Genomic DNA, 16287 nt, shown 5'->3' with positions numbered 1-16287 from the left:
CAATTAAGAGCAGACAGAGTCAAACAAGCGAATGATCCCACAAATTTCTCAGGCACCCGGCCTCGTTCAACGGGTGCTGGACTTTTTGGCCGCGTTAAAACAGAGCGGATTCAACGGCGATACCGCCACTAGCTATGCCGATCGACTGACGATGGCGACGGATAACAGCATTTACCAGCTGTTGCCCGATGCGGTGGTGTTTCCTCGCTCAACCGCTGACGTGGCGCTTATCGCCCGGCTTGCCGACGAGGAGCGCTTCAAGGCGCTGACCTTCAGCCCGCGCGGTGGCGGCACCGGCACCAATGGGCAGGCACTTAATACCGGCATTGTGGTTGATATGTCGCGCTACATGAACCGCATTCTGGATATCAACGTCGAGCAGGGCTGGGTGCGGGTAGAAGCCGGGGTGATTAAAGATCAGCTCAACCAGTATTTGCGACCGTTTGGCTATTTCTTCGCGCCGGAGCTTTCCACCAGCAACCGCGCTACCCTTGGCGGGATGATCAATACTGACGCGTCTGGCCAGGGGTCGCTGGTGTACGGTAAAACCTCAGACCATGTGCTGGGACTGCGGGCGGTGTTGCTGGGGGGCGAAATGATCGACACCCGCGTCATGCCGACGCCGCTGGCGGAAACGATTGCTCAGGAAGATACGCCAGAGGGGCGGATCTACCACACCGTGCTGAACCGTTGCCGCGAGCAACGGGCGCTGATCCTGGAAAAATTCCCCAAGCTTAACCGCTTCCTTACCGGCTACGATCTGCGCCACGTGCTGAGCGACGATCTGCAAACCTTCGATCTGACACGCATTCTTACCGGTGCCGAAGGGACCTTGGCCTTTATCACCGAAGCGCGGCTGGATATCACACCGTTGCCGAAGGTGCGGCGGCTGGTCAACGTCAAATATGACTCTTTCGATTCGGCCTTGCGCAATGCCCCCTTTATGGTGGAAGCCAAGGCGCTGTCGGTGGAAACCATCGATTCCAAGGTGCTGAATCTGGCCCGTGAAGATATTGTCTGGCACACGGTCAGCGAACTGATCACCAACGTGCCGGACAAAGAGATGCTCGGGTTGAACATCGTTGAGTTTGCCGGTGACGATAAGGAACTGATCGACAGCCAGATGGAAGCGCTGTGCGAGCGTCTGGACGACCTGATCTCCAAGCAACAGGCTGGCGTGATCGGTTATCAGATTTGCGGCGATTTGACCGGTATTGAGCGCATCTACACTATGCGCAAAAAGGCCGTTGGGTTGCTGGGTAATGCCAAAGGGCAGGCCAAGCCCATTCCGTTTGCCGAAGATACCTGCGTACCGCCGCAGCACCTGGCCGACTACATCACCGAGTTTCGCCAACTGTTGGATAGCCATAACCTGAGCTACGGTATGTTCGGCCACGTTGATGCCGGGGTGCTGCACGTGCGTCCGGCGTTAGATATGTGCGATCCCCGGCAAGAAGTATTGATGAAGCAGATCTCTGACCAGGTGGTAGCGTTAACCGCGAAGTACGGTGGCCTGCTGTGGGGAGAACACGGGAAGGGCTTCCGGGCGGAGTATAGCCCGGCGTTCTTCGGCGAGGAGCTCTATGAAGAGCTGCGCCGTATCAAGGCTGCGTTTGATCCGCTCAATCGCCTGAACCCAGGTAAGATCTGCCCGCCGTTAGGCGTTGATGCCGTGATGATGAAAGTTGATGCGGTGAAACGCGGTACGCTGGATCGTCGCATTCCTATCGATGTCCGCACCTCGTTCCGTGGCGCGATGGAGTGTAACGGCAACGGGCTCTGTTTTAACTTTGACGTACATAGCCCAATGTGTCCATCGATGAAGATCACCGCGAATCGGATCCATTCGCCGAAAGGTCGTGCGGCCCTGGTGCGCGAATGGTTACGGTTATTGGCAGAGCAGGGCGTCGACCCCGTCGCGCTGGAAAAACAGTTACCGCAGCAGCGCCTCAGCTTCCGCACCCTGGTTGAGAAAACCCGTAATAGCTGGCATGCAGGCAAGGGCGAATATGACTTCTCCCATGAGGTCAAAGAAGCGATGTCTGGCTGCCTGGCCTGTAAAGCCTGTTCGACCCAGTGCCCGATCAAGATCGACGTGCCGGGCTTCCGTTCACGTTTCCTGCAGCTTTATCACACTCGTTATCTGCGCCCAATGCGTGACTACATGGTTGCTGGCGTCGAGAGCTATACCCCGTTGATGGCCAAAGCGCCGAAGGTGTTCAACTTCTTCTTCAAGCAGCCATGGGTGCGCGAACTGAGCCGCAACAGCATCGGTATGGTGGATTTACCGCTGCTGTCCAGCCCAACGTTACGCCAACAGCTGTCGGGCCATAGCGCGTTCAGCATGACGCTTGAACAGTTGGAAGCATTGAGCGATAGCCAGCGCGAACGGCATGTGCTGGTAGTGCAGGATCCGTTTACCAGCTATTACGATGCCCAGGTCGTGGCAGACTTTGTACGGCTGGTGGAAAAGCTGGGCTACAAGCCGGTGCTGTTGCCTTTCTCACCGAACGGTAAGGCGCAGCATATCAAAGGCTTCCTGACGCGCTTTGCCAAAACGGCGCGCAAGACCGCGGACTTCCTCAACCGGGTAGCCAAATTGGGGATGCCGATGGTGGGCGTCGATCCAGCGCTGGTGCTGTGTTATCGCGACGAGTATCAAGAAATTCTTGGGACCGAACGGGGGAATTTCCAGGTGCAACTGGTCCATGAATGGTTGCAAAAGTTGTTGGTAGAACGTGTGGAACAGCCTGCCACCGGGGAAGCCTGGTATCTGTTTGGTCACTGCACCGAAACCACCGCCTTACCGGCCAGCACCCAGCAGTGGGCTGCGATCTTTGCTCGTTTTGGCGCCAGGTTGGAAAACGTCAGCGTGGGTTGCTGCGGCATGGCGGGCACTTACGGTCACGAAGCCAAGAATCTGCAAAATTCCCTGGGGATTTATGAGCTATCATGGCATCAGGCGCTACAACGTTTGCCAAGGCAACGCTGTCTGGCGACCGGTTATTCTTGCCGCAGCCAGGTAAAACGCATTGAAGGCAATGGCGTGCGGCATCCGTTACAGGCACTTCTGGAGATGATTGCGTGAAGCTGTGGAAACGTGAAACAACGCTGGAACAACTTAACCAAAGCGGCGAAGGATGCATGGTGGCCCATGTAGGCATTCGGTTCACCCGCTTGGAAGAGGACTATTTGGAGGCGGTGATGCCCGTCGATCACCGCACTACCCAGCCGTTTGGCCTGTTGCACGGCGGGGCTTCGGTGGTACTGGCCGAGTCGATGGGCTCAATGGCCGGTTATCTGTGCACCGAAGGGGAGCAAAAGGTGGTAGGGCTGGAGATCAACGCCAACCACCTGCGCGCGGTATTTAAAGGGCAGGTGCGTGGGGTTTGTCGTGCGTTGCACGCTGGCCGTCGCAATCAGGTATGGCAGATCGAGATCTTCGACGATCGCGATCGCCTGTGCTGTACCTCACGGCTGACCACGGCGGTATTGGAATAGAGGCCCCCCTCACCCCAACCCTCTCCTACAGGGAGAGGGATCTGTTGGCCTCTGCTCTTTTGGAAGCAAGGAGGTCATCTCAGCAAACGCGAACGCTCCCTCATCCAAAGTGCGTCACCGAATTTCAGTTGCACTCGTTCGGTCCCCTTGCCCTGTGGGAGAGGGGCCAGCTTTATAACTGGAAGGGGACCCGTTTCACAAAATCCTTCTGAAAAGCGGTAGCCTTATCCCAACCGCCTTCCATCGAATATTTCTGGCAAATCAGCGTTAGCGTATGCCGGGCAAAATGGTAGCTTTGCACGCGGAACAACTGACAGCGCTGGGGATTGTTGATCTCGACGATCAGCCGGTTATGCAGTTTGCTCAGCGCATGCAGATAGCTTTCATCATCGCCATTTTCCAGGCATAAATTTGCCATGCCAAGGCTGACGCCGTTGTAACGCTTCAGATGATTGATGTTGCATTCTGGCCGCTGTAGTGCCGCTTCCGCCATATAGAAATCCACCGTGGCATCACGGATATTGAACTTGTATTCATCAATTTTGCCAAGCAGCCACGCATTCATCGAGATGGCCATAGATTCACGTCCAATCAAAACTTAATGATAATCATTATCATATTTGCTGCTGTGGCGATGTTCAATGCTCTTCGGCGATTTTTTTCTCTGGTGGTTGATTTGACCACCACGGGCTAAAAACACGCGAGCGACTAGACTTAAAGCAGGGAAAGGCATTTTTCAGACAGACAAGATGCAGAAATAGGTATTTTCTATGAATGTTTAAAACAGACGATTTATCCGGCGCCATAACCTTGTCATGGCAGTGGGATAAGCCGTACGAGATATGATGAATTGCTATAAATTCATAGGGATAAGAATTATCCCGCAGTCTGTTTTGTCTGGATACGCCATCGGTTTATCGTGTTACCGAGCGTAAATCTGGGCGTTTGGTAAATACCCCCGCAAAACAAACGGTTGAAGTGATAATCATTATCACTAACATGGGTGGTACGCCAGATCGGCTGTAGTAAAACACGAATGTGAGGTAGGCCATATGCATACGGAAGAGGTTGGTACTTTTTCCTTGGCAGATAACGTCTGGCAAGGTATTTCGCTGAGCGACAGCGCGGTGAAGCAGATAATCAGACTCATGCAGCAGGATGCGCAAGTAAAAGGGCTGCAACTCGGCGTCAAACAATCCGGCTGTGCGGGTTTTGCCTACGTGCTGGATTTGACCCGCGAACCGGCCAGCGACGATCTGTTGTTTGAACGTGACGGGGCAAAGTTGTTCGTGCCGCTCAAGGCGATGCCGTTTATTGATGGCACCACGGTAGATTTTGTTCGGGAAGGGCTGAATCAGATGTTCAAATTTAATAACCCCAAAGCTCAGAACGCCTGCGGGTGCGGTGAGAGCTTTGGCGTTTAAGCGATGCAATCAACATGACACGAAGCAACGTAGAAACAGCGAAAGATGTACCGGCTTGGGTCAGCGAAGGTCGCTACAAGGAAGGATTCTTTACCCAACTGGCCACCGATGAGTTGGCCAAAGGTATCAACGAAGAGGTGGTACGCGCCATCTCGGCCAAGCGTAACGAACCCGAGTGGATGCTGGAATTCCGCCTGGAGGCTTACCGTGCCTGGCTGCAAATGGAAGAGCCACACTGGCTGAAAGCCAACTATGACAAGCTGAACTATCAGGATTACAGCTACTATTCAGCGCCGTCCTGCGGCAGCTGTGATGATGCCTGCGGTTCTCAGCCTGGGGCGGAGCAGCAACCTGGCGCCAGTACGGAAAACGGCTACCTGACCAGCGAGGTTGAACTGGCGTTCAATCAACTGGGTGTACCGGTGCGTGAAGGTAGCGAAGTGGCGGTCGATGCCATTTTCGACTCGGTTTCCGTCGCGACCACCTACCGTGAAAAGCTGGCGGAGAGCGGGGTGATCTTCTGCTCGTTCGGTGAAGCCATTCACGATCATCCGGATCTGGTGCGCAAGTACCTGGGGCGGGTGGTGCCGCATAACGACAACTTCTTTGCCGCACTCAACGCTGCGGTGGCTTCCGATGGCACCTTTGTCTACGTGCCAAAGGGCGTACGCTGCCCAATGGAGCTTTCCACCTATTTCCGCATTAACGCCGCGAAAACCGGCCAGTTTGAACGCACCATCCTGATTGCCGATGAGGGCAGCTACGTCAGCTATATCGAAGGCTGCTCAGCGCCGGTACGTGACAGCTATCAACTGCACGCGGCGGTGGTCGAAGTGATCCTGCATAAAGACGCTGAAGTGAAGTATTCCACGGTGCAGAACTGGTTTTCCGGCGGCGGCGAAAGCAAGGGCGGCATTCTTAACTTCGTCACCAAACGGGCGTTGTGTGAAGGCGCAGGATCCAAAATGTCCTGGACGCAGTCGGAAACCGGTTCGGCCATCACCTGGAAATACCCAAGCGTGATCTTGCAGGGCGACAACTCTATCGGTGAGTTTTTCTCGGTGGCGTTGACCAGCGGCTACCAACAGGCGGATACCGGCACCAAGATGATCCACATCGGTAAAAACACCAGGTCGACCATTATTGCCAAAGGGATCTCCGCCGGGCACAGCCAAAATACCTATCGTGGGCTGGTGAAGATCCTGCCCGGGGCGGAAAACGCTCGTAACTTTACCCAGTGCGATTCGATGCTGATCGGGCCGAACAGCGGGGCGCATACCTTCCCTTATGTGGAAACCCGCAATAACAGCGCCCAGCTTGAGCATGAGGCCACCACCTCGAAGATTGGTGACGACCAGTTGTTCTACTGCCTGCAACGGGGCATCAGTGAAGATAACGCCATCTCGATGATCGTCAATGGTTTCTGTAAGGACGTGTTCTCCGAACTGCCGCTGGAATTTGCCGTGGAGGCACAGAAGTTACTGGCTATCAGCCTGGAACACAGCGTTGGTTAAGCACCCGTATTAATAGCGCAGCAGCGCGAACAGAGGACACAGCATGTTAAGTATCAAAAATTTGCACGTCAGCGCCGAAGGCAATGAGATCCTCAAGGGGCTGAGCCTGGACATCAAACCGGGCGAAGTGCACGCCATTATGGGGCCCAATGGCTCCGGAAAAAGTACGCTTTCCGCCACGCTGGCTGGCCGGGAGGAGTATGAGGTCACTGCAGGCGAAGTGACGTTTAAAGGCAAAGATCTGCTGGAGCTGGCTCCTGAGGATCGGGCCGGTGAGGGCGTATTCCTGGCGTTTCAGTATCCGGTGGAGATCCCCGGCGTCAGCAACCATTTCTTCCTGCAGACCTCGGTGAATGCGGTGCGTAATTACCGTGGCCAAGAGGCGCTGGATCGCTTTGACTTCGCCGACTTTATCGAACAGAAGATCGCATTGCTGAATATGCCTGCGGACCTGTTGACACGTTCGGTCAATGTCGGTTTTTCCGGCGGCGAGAAGAAGCGCAACGACATCCTGCAAATGGCCGCGCTGGAACCGGAGTTGTGCATTCTGGATGAAACGGACTCCGGGCTGGATATCGATGCCCTGAAGATCGTCGCCAACGGCGTCAACTCGCTGCGTGACGGCAAGCGCGCCTTTATTATTGTCACCCATTATCAGCGTATTCTCGATTACATCAAACCGGATTACGTTCACGTGCTTTCCCAGGGGCGCATCGTGAAGTCTGGTGATTTCTCATTGGTGAAACAGTTGGAGGAGCAGGGCTATGGCTGGCTTTCCGACCAACAGTAATTCACGGGCGCTACAGCAGATGTACAGCCTGTTCGAAGCGCGCGGCGGCGAGCGTTCTGCGCATGCGTTAGTCCATTGGCAGCAGGCTTTGCGTCAAGGCTGGCCGACTCGCAAGCAGGAAAACTGGAAATATACCCCGCTGGAAGGCTTGCTGGATCAGCAGTTCCTGGAGCCTGTGGACAAAGTGTTCAGCACGGAGCAGCGCGACAAGCTGGCGTTAAAGATCGATGCCTATCGCCTGGTGTTTGTCGATGGGCGTTTATGCCTGCGGCTGAGCGATGAAGATCTTGGCGACTATCGGTTGACCAGGATGGCCTATGATGCGCCACCAACGCTGCCGGAGCCGGTCCAGCCAGAAATCTTCCTGCATTTGACCGAAAGCCTGGCGCAGGAAACCAGCGTGATTAGTCTGGCGGCGGGCAAAGCTCCGGTCAAACCACTCTATCTGTTGCATATCAGCACCGGTCGCGAGCAGCCCGGTGAAGTGAATACGCTACATCATCGGCACCATCTGGAGATTGCGAGTGGTGCACGAGCTTCGGTCATCGAACACTATGCCAGCGTCAGCGCTGCGGCCCACTTCACCGGCGCGCGCCTGACCGTGACGGTGGGTGATAATGCCGAACTACATCATTGCAAACTGGCGTTTGAGAGCCAGGCCAGTTACCACTTTGCCCATAACGACCTGCTGATTGGCCGCGACGCGCGGGTTAAAAGCGATAGTTTCCTGCTGGGAGCGGGGCTGACACGCCACCACACCAGTGCGCAGTTAAACGGCGAGGGGAGCAATCTGGTCATCAATAGCCTGGTGCTGCCGGTGGGCAAAGAGGTGTGCGATACCCGTACTTATCTGGAACACAACAAAGGCTACTGCGAAAGCCGCCAACTGCATAAAACGGTGGTCAGCGATCGGGCCAAGGCGGTGTTTAACGGCATGATCAAGGTCGCGCAGCACGCGATCAAAACCGACGGACAGATGAACAATCACAACCTGCTGTTGGGCAAGGTGGCGGAGGTAGATACCAAACCGCAGTTGGAAATCTATGCCGATGATGTCAAATGTAGCCACGGTGCCACCGTGGGCCGGATCGATGAAGAGCAGCTGTTCTATCTGCAATCGCGTGGTATCAATAAACATGCGGCGCAGCAGATGATTATTTTTGCCTTTGCCGCTGAACTCACGGAGGGCATTGCCGACCCGGTCATCCGGGAGTTGGTGCTGGCCCGTATCGCCGATCGTTTACCCCGGGAGGTGGCATGAGTTATCCCCTGGAACGGGTACGTAGCGATTTTCCCTTGCTGGCTCGGGAGGTCAATGGGCAACCGTTGGCGTATCTGGACAGCGCTGCCAGCGCGCAGAAACCGCAGTGCGTGATTGACCGCGAACTGGATTTTTACCGTCACGGTTATGCCGCTGTACACCGCGGTATTCATACGTTGAGCGCCGAAGCTACCCAACAGATGGAGGCCGTGCGTGAACAGGTGGCACGCTTTATCAATGCGGGCTCGGCGGAAGAAATTGTATTCGTCAAAGGTACCACCGAAGGCATCAATCTGGTGGCTAACAGCTTTGGACGCCATTTGCTGACGGCGGGCGACAGCATCATCATCACCGAGATGGAGCACCACGCCAATATTGTGCCTTGGCAAATGCTGGCGCAGGAGCGCGGCATTACGCTGCGTATCTGGCCATTACAGCCAGACGGCACCCTGGATATGGCGCAACTGCCGGATCTGATCGATGTCTCCACCAAGCTATTGGCGATCACCCAGGTATCGAACGTGCTGGGCACCGTCAACCCGTTGCAGGAAATCGTTCCCGTGGCCAAAGCCGCGGGGCTGAAGGTGCTGGTGGATGGCGCTCAGGCGGTGATGCATCAGCGTATCGATGTCCAGGCGCTTGACTGTGATTTCTATGTGTTCTCCGGCCACAAGCTGTACGGGCCTAGCGGTATCGGCATTCTGTATGGCAAGCAAGCGTTACTGGAACAGATGCCTCCGTGGGAAGGTGGCGGCGCGATGATCCAACGGGTCAGCCTGACGCAAGGCACTACCTTTGCTGCGCCACCTTGGCGTTTTGAGGCCGGTTCGCCTAATACGGCAGGCATGATGGGGCTGGGCGCTGCCATCGACTATGTCGAGGCTCTGGGGCTGGAAAACATCCGCGATTACGAGCAATCTTTAATGTGCTATGCATTGGACGGATTGCAGCAGGTGCCAACGCTGAAGATCTATGGCCCTGCGCAACGTGCTGGCGTGATTGCCTTTAACCTGGGTGAACATCATGCCTACGACGTGGGTAGTTTCCTGGATCAATACGGCATTGCGATCCGCACAGGGCACCACTGTGCCATGCCGCTGATGGAGCTCTACCGGGTGCCAAGTATGTGCCGGGCCTCGCTGGCGTTGTACAATACCCGCCAGGAAGTGGATCGGCTGGTTGCCGGTTTGCAGCGCATCCACAGCTTGTTAGGCTAATCATTAAAGGGAGCCACATGGCGCATTTGCCGGACAAAGATAAACTGGTGCGTAATTTTTCCCGCTGCTTGAACTGGGAAGAAAAGTACCTGTATGTGATCGAACTGGGTAGCCAGTTGCCACCGCTGGATGAACGCGAGCGGCAGGCGGCGAACCTGATTTCCGGCTGTCAAAGCCAGGTCTGGATCGTGATGAGCAACAACGTACAAGGGCGGGTTGAGTTTCACGGTGATAGCGATGCCGCCATCGTGAAGGGGCTGCTGGCGGTGGTGTTTATTGTCTATCACCAGCTAACGCCGCAGCAAATCCTCGATCTGGATGTGCGCCCATTTTTCAGCGAGCTGGCGTTGAGCCAACATCTGACGCCTTCTCGTTCTCAAGGGTTGGAGGCGATGATCCGCGCTATTCGCAGTAAAGCGGCCCAGCTCATCTGACCGGACATCCTGAGGCTTATTGATGGCACGCTATGTCAATGAGCCTTTACAATTCCCGCCAAATCCCATCTTTTTTCCGCAAATCATAAGTATTTCAGCCGCTTACCCGTTGACGAGTCATTGACAATTCCTGCGTTTGATTACGTTATAACATGTTGATTTTTTACAATTTATTGCCTTTAAATCGGATCTTGCTAATATTAAATGAGCATTTATCTTATTTACCTACTGGCAAGCGACCGCTAGCTTTGCAATGAACCGTAATAACAATAGGGATCAGAATGAAACGTGCGTTGACTCTAATGGGCGTGCTATTCGCCACCGTACTGACCGGCACCCAGGTCGCCAGTGCGAACGAATACCCATTGCCGCCGCCAGGCAGCCGTCTGATTGGTGAAAATACGATTTACAACGTGCCCAATGATGGCCGTTCGCTGGAAGCCATTGCGGCTGACTACAAGATTGGGCTGTTGGGGATGCTGGAAGCCAACCCGGGTACCGATCCCTATCTGCCTAAACCGGGGTCGGCGCTGACGATCCCGACACAGATGCTGCTGCCGGATACCCCACGTGAAGGAATTGTGGTCAATCTGGCGGAACTGCGCTTGTATTATTACCCGAAAGGGGAAGATAAGGTGATCGTCTACCCGATCGGTATTGGCCAGACCGGTATGAATACGCCGCTCAAGGTGACTTCGGTCAGCCAGAAGATCCCGAATCCAACCTGGACCCCCACCGCCAACATCCGCAAGCGCTACCAGTCACAGGGCGTGACTCTGCCAGCGGTAATACCGGCTGGGCCAGAGAATCCGATGGGGCTGTTTGCCATGCGTCTGGCCATGGGGCACGGTGAATACCTGATCCACGGCACCAATGCCAACTTTGGTATCGGGATGCGCGTGAGCTCAGGCTGTATCCGCCTGCGCCCGGACGATATCGAAGCGCTGTTCAACCAGGTGCCACAAGGTACCAGAGTGCAAATCGTCAATGAGCCGGTGAAAGTCTCCGTTGAGCCAGACGGCAAACGCTATGTAGAGGTGCATCAGCCATTGTCGAGAGTGGCCAGTGACGATCCGCAGACCATGCCGATCGCGCTTTCTAAAAATCAGAAAGCCTTTGCTGCCGATCCACAGACCGATAAGGCAATGCTCGACAGCGCCATCGTACGGCGTTCCGGCATGCCGGTGCTGGTCAGTGTAGGGCAGGATCTTTCAGAGGTCGCTACACCGCCTGCAGCGCTTCCTGGTGAGGGCGCTGACACCTCTGGCGAGCCTGGGGCACCGATTAGCTCGGTGAACTAAACCTTGATGGTGCGAAAGTAGTGGGGTCCGGCATTGAGCCTGGCCCTTTTTTTGTGCCTAAGGCATGGGTTGGGGTGATGTGCAGGGGCTATTTATTTATAGGCAAAAAAAAACGGTGCACAATGTGCACCGTTTTCAATTACCGAAGCAAACTTACTTTTTGTAAGCGTGTGCTTGGTTGTCCAGACGCTGGTTAGCGCGCGCTGCGTCGTCTTTAGCTGCTTGAACGTCAGAACGGATTGCGTTCACGTCGTTGCTCAGCTGATCAACTTTAGCGTTCAGAGTCTGAACGTCAGAAGACAGTTGATCGATTTTAGCGTTGCTTGAGCAACCAGCCAGCATAGTAGAAGCCAGGATTACCGCGCCCAGTACCAGTTTAGTACGATTCATTATAACACCCTCTAGATTGAGTTAATCTCCATGTAGCGTTACAAGTATTACACAAACTTTTTTCGAAAGAGAATAAATTTTTTGTATTAAGGCTCTTTATTTTGATCGTTCGCTCAAACTTGCATCTGGTTTTGCAAAATAGTTAAAAAATCGAAGGAAAACAGCCTTATTCTATGGGACAACTCTCAAATGAAATTGGCGAAATAAACCGCTTTAGTGGTTGCGTTTTTCTGAAAGTGCGGTATTGCAGATAAAAAAAACGCCGCTTAGCGGCGTTTGGGTCACAGATTTGTTGTCACGTTTATTATTACAGCACGTGAACCGAGGCAGTATTGGTGGTGCCGCTTGGTACCAGAGCACCAGAAACCATCACCACAACGTCGCCTTTCTGTGCCAGGCCGCTCGCCAAAGCAACTTCTTTACCAATGCGGTAGAAGTCGTCGGTAGAAGCAATTTCTTTGACCATCTTAGTGGTAATACCTTTGCTCAGGATCAACTGACGAGCAGTGACTTCGTTGGTCGTCAGCGCCAGGATCACGGCGTTAGGGAAGTACTTACGCACGGATTTGGCCGACTTGCCGCCGCTGGTGGCAACCACGATCAGTGGCGCGTCCAGTTTTTCGGCGGTTTCTACCGCACCGCGGCACACCGCTTCGGTGATACGCAGTTTACGGTTGTCGTTCAGGGTATCGATACGGCTAGGCATCACGCGATCGGTACGTTCGCAGATGGTTGCCATGATGGTAACGGCTTCCAGCGGATATTTACCCTTGGCGCTTTCACCAGACAGCATCACCGCATCGGTACCGTCCAGGATGGCGTTGGCCACGTCACCGGCTTCTGCACGGGTAGGGCGCGGGTTCTTGATCATTGAATCCAGCATCTGGGTCGCGGTGATAACCACTTTGCGTGCGCGGTTACACTTCTCGATCATCATCTTCTGCGCAAAGATCACTTCTTCTACCGGGATTTCAACACCCAGATCGCCACGGGCAACCATGATGCCGTCAGACGCTTCGAGGATCTCGTCGAAGTTGTTCAGGCCTTCCTGGTTTTCAATCTTGGAGATGATCTGAATGTTTTCGCCGCCGTGGGCTTTCAGGTGCTCACGGATTTCCAGTACGTCGGAACGCTTACGGATAAAGGAAGCCGCAACGAAGTCTACGCCTTGCTCACAACCGAAGATCAGGTCACGTTTGTCTTTTTCGGCCAGCGCTGGCAGCTGAATGGAAACGCCCGGCAGGTTAACGCCTTTGTTTTCGCCCAGATCGCCGCTGTTCAGTACCTTACAGATCACTTCGCTTTCGGTAACCGCAGTCACTTCCATACCGATCAGGCCATCATCCACCAGTACGGTGTTGCCAATTTTCAGGTCGGCAGCAAAGCCAGGGTAGGTCACCGCAACGCGCTCTTTGTTGCCGATAACGCTCTGGTCGGTGGTGAAGGTGAAGGTCTGGCCAGCAACCAGAGCTGCATCAACGCCGCCTTCCAGCTTCATGGTACGGATTTCCGGGCCTTTGGTATCGAGCAGGATACCGGCGTTTTTACCGGTTTTGGCAATCACTGCACGCATGTTCTTGATGCGGTTGCCGTGTTCTTCATAATCGCCATGGGAGAAGTTAAGGCGCATTACGTTCATGCCCGCGTTCAGCAGGCTGGTCAACATTTCTTCCGACTCGGTTTTCGGGCCGATAGTACAAACAATTTTGGTCTTTTTCATGACGATTTTTTCTACAAGTTGTGATGGATAATAAAACTAACGATACCGGCGGCTAGGCCATCGGTAAGGGATTTGAGCTGTGCCTGGCAATGCAAAACATAGTTAAGGATAGGTGACCTTGGTCGAAATGGGGTGGAAAAATTCGGCCGATGCCCAGATGTGGGTAGGCTGCGCAAAAAGCGAGGATGAGAATTTGTTGTAATTGCGTTTTCGCAGATCAAGGGCTGAAACCATTCAACTGAAAGACGTTGCGCATTATAAGGCTATGCGGCTGGAAACAAAACAAAAAACCGCAGTCGTTGGCAGTTTTGTACATAAAGTCAGCAAATGTGGCGCAAATAGACCGTTCGCCAGCGGATTTGTTGCGCAAATATGATTACTGTAACGCAGTATGAATTCGAAAACTATGAAGTGGCGACTTTCCCACGTTCAAGCGCTTTGCTGGATTTCCAGCAGGACTCCGTCATCCAGACAGAAACAGCCAAATACGGTGGCGGCAGGGATCGCCAACGTTTCCTGGGCTATCAGAGTATGCACGTCGCTGCCGACGGTGAACTCGAACATACCGGAAAGGATGCGGATTTGCTGGGGGTAGGGGCGTTTTTGCAGTTGGTCAAAGGTGCCTGCGGCAAATTTGACCTCCCAGGCGGTGCTGCCATCGCTCATTAGCCCTTGGCGGCGGGCCAGGCCATTGTCGAGTTGTTCGAACGGTAGCTGTGATTTAAAAACCGACATCAAAATTACCTCCATCAGGATACTGTACTGATGATACGCGACGGGCTGACGCTCTGTCCGGTATTACTGTTAATTTATGGGCTGCCCTGAGGCGAGAGATAATACTGGGAAGCGAAACAAGAAGTGGTGCGTCCGAATGGACTCGAACCATCGACCCCCACCATGTCAAGGTGGTGCTCTAACCAACTGAGCTACGGACGCACTGTGCTACTTTCAGGAATTTGGTGCGTCTGAATGGACTCGAACCATCGACCCCCACCATGTCAAGGTGGTGCTCTAACCAACTGAGCTACAGACGCATCTTTTTCCTCTCTGTCATGGCTGACAGCGGGGACGAATATTAACGAGCAACCCGGCCGCTGGCAAGGGGAAAAACGCAATTTTATTTGGTATTTCACGCGATTGCTGAGCTTATGTGCAGTAAGGCGGTTTTTTCTGCAATGGCTGGCGAGGAACTCACCGGTTTGCCTGGGACAAACCGGCGAACGCTATTAACGGGCGGAACGCTGCAAAATCAACGCCGGGGGCTGGCGCTGTAACCAACGCATCCGCAATACCATCATGATGGCAGCGAAGGTCAGGCCGATAATAAAGCCGAACCAGAATCCGCTTGGCCCCATCGCCGGCACGATGTAGTCCGTCAGCGCCAGCAGATAGCCGCTTGGCAATCCGAGAACCCAATAGGCCACAAAGGTGATGTAGAAGATCGCCCGGGTATCTTTATAGCCCCGCAGAATACCGCTACCGATCACCTGGATGGAGTCGGATATCTGGTAAATTGCCGCCAGTAGCATCAGATGGGAGGCCATGGTCACGACCGCAGGGTTATCGTTATACAGCAGGGCGATAGGCTCGCGGAAGGCGGCGGTGAACAACGCCGAGCAACTGGCCATGGCGATGCCTACGGCAATCGCCGCATAGGCGGCAATCCGAGCCCCCTCTACCGAGCCTTCGCCCAGACGGTGTCCAACGCGAATGGTGGCCCCCACGCCGAGCGACAGCGGCAGTACAAACATCAGTGAGCTGAAGTTCAGGGCAATCTGGTGCCCGGCAACCGCGACGATACCTAGCGGTGAAACCAGTAATGCCACCACGGCAAACAGCGTCACCTCAAAGAACAAGGCCAGGGCAACCGGCAAGCCAATGCCGATCAGGCGTTTTAACGCCTGCCAGTCCGGACCACGGCGTGAGCCTTCCTCCAGCTTGATATCCCGCAGCGAGGACGCACGTTTGGCATACCAGCGCATCATCAGGAACATCATCCAATACACGCTGGCGGTGGCGACACCACAACCGACGCCGCCCATTTCCGGCATGCCAAACTTGCCGAAAATCAATATGTAGTTGATCGGGATGTTGATCAACAGCCCCAAAAACCCTATTACCATGCCGGGCTTGGTTTTGGATAAGCCTTCACACTGGCCACGAACTACCTGGAAGAACAAATAGCCGGGTGCTCCCCACATAATGGCGTGCAGGAAACCAACGGCTTTTTCAGCCAGCAACGGATCGATGTTGTGCATCATGTCGATCAGCAGTTGGCTGTTATAAATCACGGCGATAATGAGTAGTGAAACCCCCGATGCCAACCAAAAGCCCTGGCGCACCTGATACGCGATACGATCGCGGCGGCCCGCGCCGTTGAGCTGGGCGATCACTGGGGTCAAGGCCAGCAGTAAACCGTGGCCGAACAGGATGGTCGGCAGCCAGATAGAGGTGCCGACGGCAACGGCGGCCATATCCGTGGCACTATAAGAACCAGCCATGATGGTATCGACCACACCCATTGCGGTTTGGGATATTTGCGCGATGATGACCGGAATTGCGAGGGCCAATAAACTACGCGCCTCAATAAAGTACTTCTGCACGTATACACCTTTCTAATTATTTATGGGGAAGAGGTGTTGCTGCAAACAGCAACAACTAAAAACTGCGGAATATGCCAGTAAAGATTGTACCTGCTAGTCGGGGTTAAGCAAAGGTTGTAACGAAATAGTTAT

General features: G+C 54.3%; 14 protein-coding genes and 2 tRNA genes. 9 read left to right on the top strand and 7 right to left on the bottom strand.

Features of this window, described 5'->3' with window-relative positions; genetic code table 11:
• Window positions 1–31 precede the first annotated feature (31 nt).
• Window positions 32–3088 carry a D-2-hydroxyglutarate dehydrogenase YdiJ gene (ydiJ, locus tag ABIE29_RS10050; RefSeq protein WP_429618405.1) on the top strand — a complete coding sequence of 1019 codons (3057 nt, stop codon included), beginning with the start codon at window positions 32–34 and terminating at the stop codon, window positions 3086–3088.
• A complete protein-coding gene (menI, locus tag ABIE29_RS10045; RefSeq protein ID WP_429618403.1) occupies window positions 3085–3501 on the top strand; it encodes a 1,4-dihydroxy-2-naphthoyl-CoA hydrolase in 417 nt (138 codons plus the stop codon). The genes ydiJ and menI overlap by 4 nt, the downstream gene beginning before the upstream one ends.
• A gap of 172 nt (window positions 3502–3673) precedes the next feature.
• Here menI and ABIE29_RS10040 read toward each other — a convergent pair whose 3' ends face one another.
• A complete protein-coding gene (locus tag ABIE29_RS10040; RefSeq protein WP_429618401.1) occupies window positions 3674–4078 on the bottom strand; it encodes a hypothetical protein in 405 nt (134 codons plus the stop codon).
• A gap of 475 nt (window positions 4079–4553) precedes the next feature.
• Between ABIE29_RS10040 and sufA the strand changes: the two genes are divergently transcribed.
• From sufA to ABIE29_RS10005, 7 genes are all read left to right on the top strand, one after another.
• Window positions 4554–4925 carry a Fe-S cluster assembly scaffold SufA gene (sufA, locus tag ABIE29_RS10035; protein WP_429618400.1) on the top strand — a complete coding sequence of 124 codons (372 nt, stop codon included), beginning with the start codon at window positions 4554–4556 and terminating at the stop codon, window positions 4923–4925.
• Window positions 4926–4939: 14 nt separating this feature from the next.
• Complete coding sequence (sufB, locus tag ABIE29_RS10030) at window positions 4940–6439, top strand: Fe-S cluster assembly protein SufB (protein ID WP_429618398.1); 1500 nt, start codon at window positions 4940–4942, stop codon at window positions 6437–6439.
• 43 nt (window positions 6440–6482) lie between these two features.
• A complete protein-coding gene (gene sufC / locus ABIE29_RS10025) occupies window positions 6483–7229 on the top strand; it encodes a Fe-S cluster assembly ATPase SufC (protein WP_429618397.1) in 747 nt (248 codons plus the stop codon).
• Window positions 7204–8490, top strand: a complete 1287-nt coding sequence (gene sufD, locus ABIE29_RS10020) for a Fe-S cluster assembly protein SufD (RefSeq protein WP_429618395.1) — start codon at window positions 7204–7206, stop codon at window positions 8488–8490. Before sufC ends, sufD begins: the two co-directional genes overlap by 26 nt.
• Window positions 8487–9707 (top strand): cysteine desulfurase SufS, encoded by a 1221-nt coding sequence (sufS, locus tag ABIE29_RS10015; RefSeq protein ID WP_429618393.1) that lies wholly within the window; start codon window positions 8487–8489, stop codon window positions 9705–9707. The genes sufD and sufS overlap by 4 nt, the downstream gene beginning before the upstream one ends.
• 17 nt (window positions 9708–9724) lie before the next feature.
• Entirely contained in the window at window positions 9725–10141 is a 417-nt protein-coding gene (sufE, locus tag ABIE29_RS10010; RefSeq protein ID WP_429618391.1) for a cysteine desulfuration protein SufE, read from the top strand.
• Between the two features lie 281 nt (window positions 10142–10422).
• Entirely contained in the window at window positions 10423–11442 is a 1020-nt protein-coding gene (locus ABIE29_RS10005; protein ID WP_429618389.1) for a L,D-transpeptidase family protein, read from the top strand.
• A gap of 153 nt (window positions 11443–11595) precedes the next feature.
• On the opposite strand, the gene ABIE29_RS10000 is transcribed toward ABIE29_RS10005, so the two are convergent.
• The 6 genes from ABIE29_RS10000 to ABIE29_RS09975 form a co-directional block, all read right to left on the bottom strand.
• Complete coding sequence (locus tag ABIE29_RS10000; RefSeq protein WP_005165631.1) at window positions 11596–11832, bottom strand: major outer membrane lipoprotein; 237 nt, start codon at window positions 11830–11832, stop codon at window positions 11596–11598.
• Between the two features lie 307 nt (window positions 11833–12139).
• Window positions 12140–13552, bottom strand: coding sequence for a pyruvate kinase PykF (gene pykF / locus ABIE29_RS09995; RefSeq protein ID WP_429618384.1), 1413 nt, complete (start codon window positions 13550–13552; stop codon window positions 12140–12142).
• Between the two features lie 429 nt (window positions 13553–13981).
• Complete coding sequence (locus tag ABIE29_RS09990; RefSeq protein WP_429618383.1) at window positions 13982–14287, bottom strand: cupin; 306 nt, start codon at window positions 14285–14287, stop codon at window positions 13982–13984.
• A gap of 124 nt (window positions 14288–14411) precedes the next feature.
• A tRNA-Val gene (locus tag ABIE29_RS09985) sits at window positions 14412–14488 on the bottom strand.
• A 21-nt stretch (window positions 14489–14509) separates the two neighbouring features.
• Window positions 14510–14586 (bottom strand) — tRNA-Val (locus ABIE29_RS09980).
• Window positions 14587–14778: 192 nt separating this feature from the next.
• Window positions 14779–16155: an MATE family efflux transporter gene (locus ABIE29_RS09975; RefSeq protein ID WP_429618382.1), complete on the bottom strand. Its 1377-nt coding sequence runs from the start codon at window positions 16153–16155 to the stop codon at window positions 14779–14781.
• Window positions 16156–16287 lie beyond the last annotated feature (132 nt).

The sequence above is a fragment of the Serratia sp. 2723 genome (assembly GCF_050434425.1).
In the GTDB taxonomy this organism is placed as follows: Bacteria; Pseudomonadota; Gammaproteobacteria; order Enterobacterales; family Enterobacteriaceae; genus Chania.
The sequence above is the reverse complement of the archived record's forward strand: the minus strand, read 5'-3'. Positions and strand labels throughout refer to the sequence as shown.

Excerpts from the sequence above, each read along its gene's own strand:
- ydiJ (WP_429618405.1), top strand. The coding sequence starts at position 32 with ATGATCCCACAAATTTCTCAGGCACCCGGCCTCGTTCAACGGGTGCTG.
- ABIE29_RS10040 (WP_429618401.1), bottom strand. The coding sequence starts at position 4,078 with ATGGCCATCTCGATGAATGCGTGGCTGCTTGGCAAAATTGATGAATAC.
- sufA (WP_429618400.1), top strand. The coding sequence starts at position 4,554 with ATGCATACGGAAGAGGTTGGTACTTTTTCCTTGGCAGATAACGTCTGG.
- sufB (WP_429618398.1), top strand. The coding sequence starts at position 4,940 with ATGACACGAAGCAACGTAGAAACAGCGAAAGATGTACCGGCTTGGGTC.
- sufC (WP_429618397.1), top strand. The coding sequence starts at position 6,483 with ATGTTAAGTATCAAAAATTTGCACGTCAGCGCCGAAGGCAATGAGATC.
- sufD (WP_429618395.1), top strand. The coding sequence starts at position 7,204 with ATGGCTGGCTTTCCGACCAACAGTAATTCACGGGCGCTACAGCAGATG.
- sufS (WP_429618393.1), top strand. The coding sequence starts at position 8,487 with ATGAGTTATCCCCTGGAACGGGTACGTAGCGATTTTCCCTTGCTGGCT.
- sufE (WP_429618391.1), top strand. The coding sequence starts at position 9,725 with ATGGCGCATTTGCCGGACAAAGATAAACTGGTGCGTAATTTTTCCCGC.
- ABIE29_RS10005 (WP_429618389.1), top strand. The coding sequence starts at position 10,423 with ATGAAACGTGCGTTGACTCTAATGGGCGTGCTATTCGCCACCGTACTG.
- ABIE29_RS10000 (WP_005165631.1), bottom strand. The coding sequence starts at position 11,832 with ATGAATCGTACTAAACTGGTACTGGGCGCGGTAATCCTGGCTTCTACT.
- pykF (WP_429618384.1), bottom strand. The coding sequence starts at position 13,552 with ATGAAAAAGACCAAAATTGTTTGTACTATCGGCCCGAAAACCGAGTCG.
- ABIE29_RS09990 (WP_429618383.1), bottom strand. The coding sequence starts at position 14,287 with ATGTCGGTTTTTAAATCACAGCTACCGTTCGAACAACTCGACAATGGC.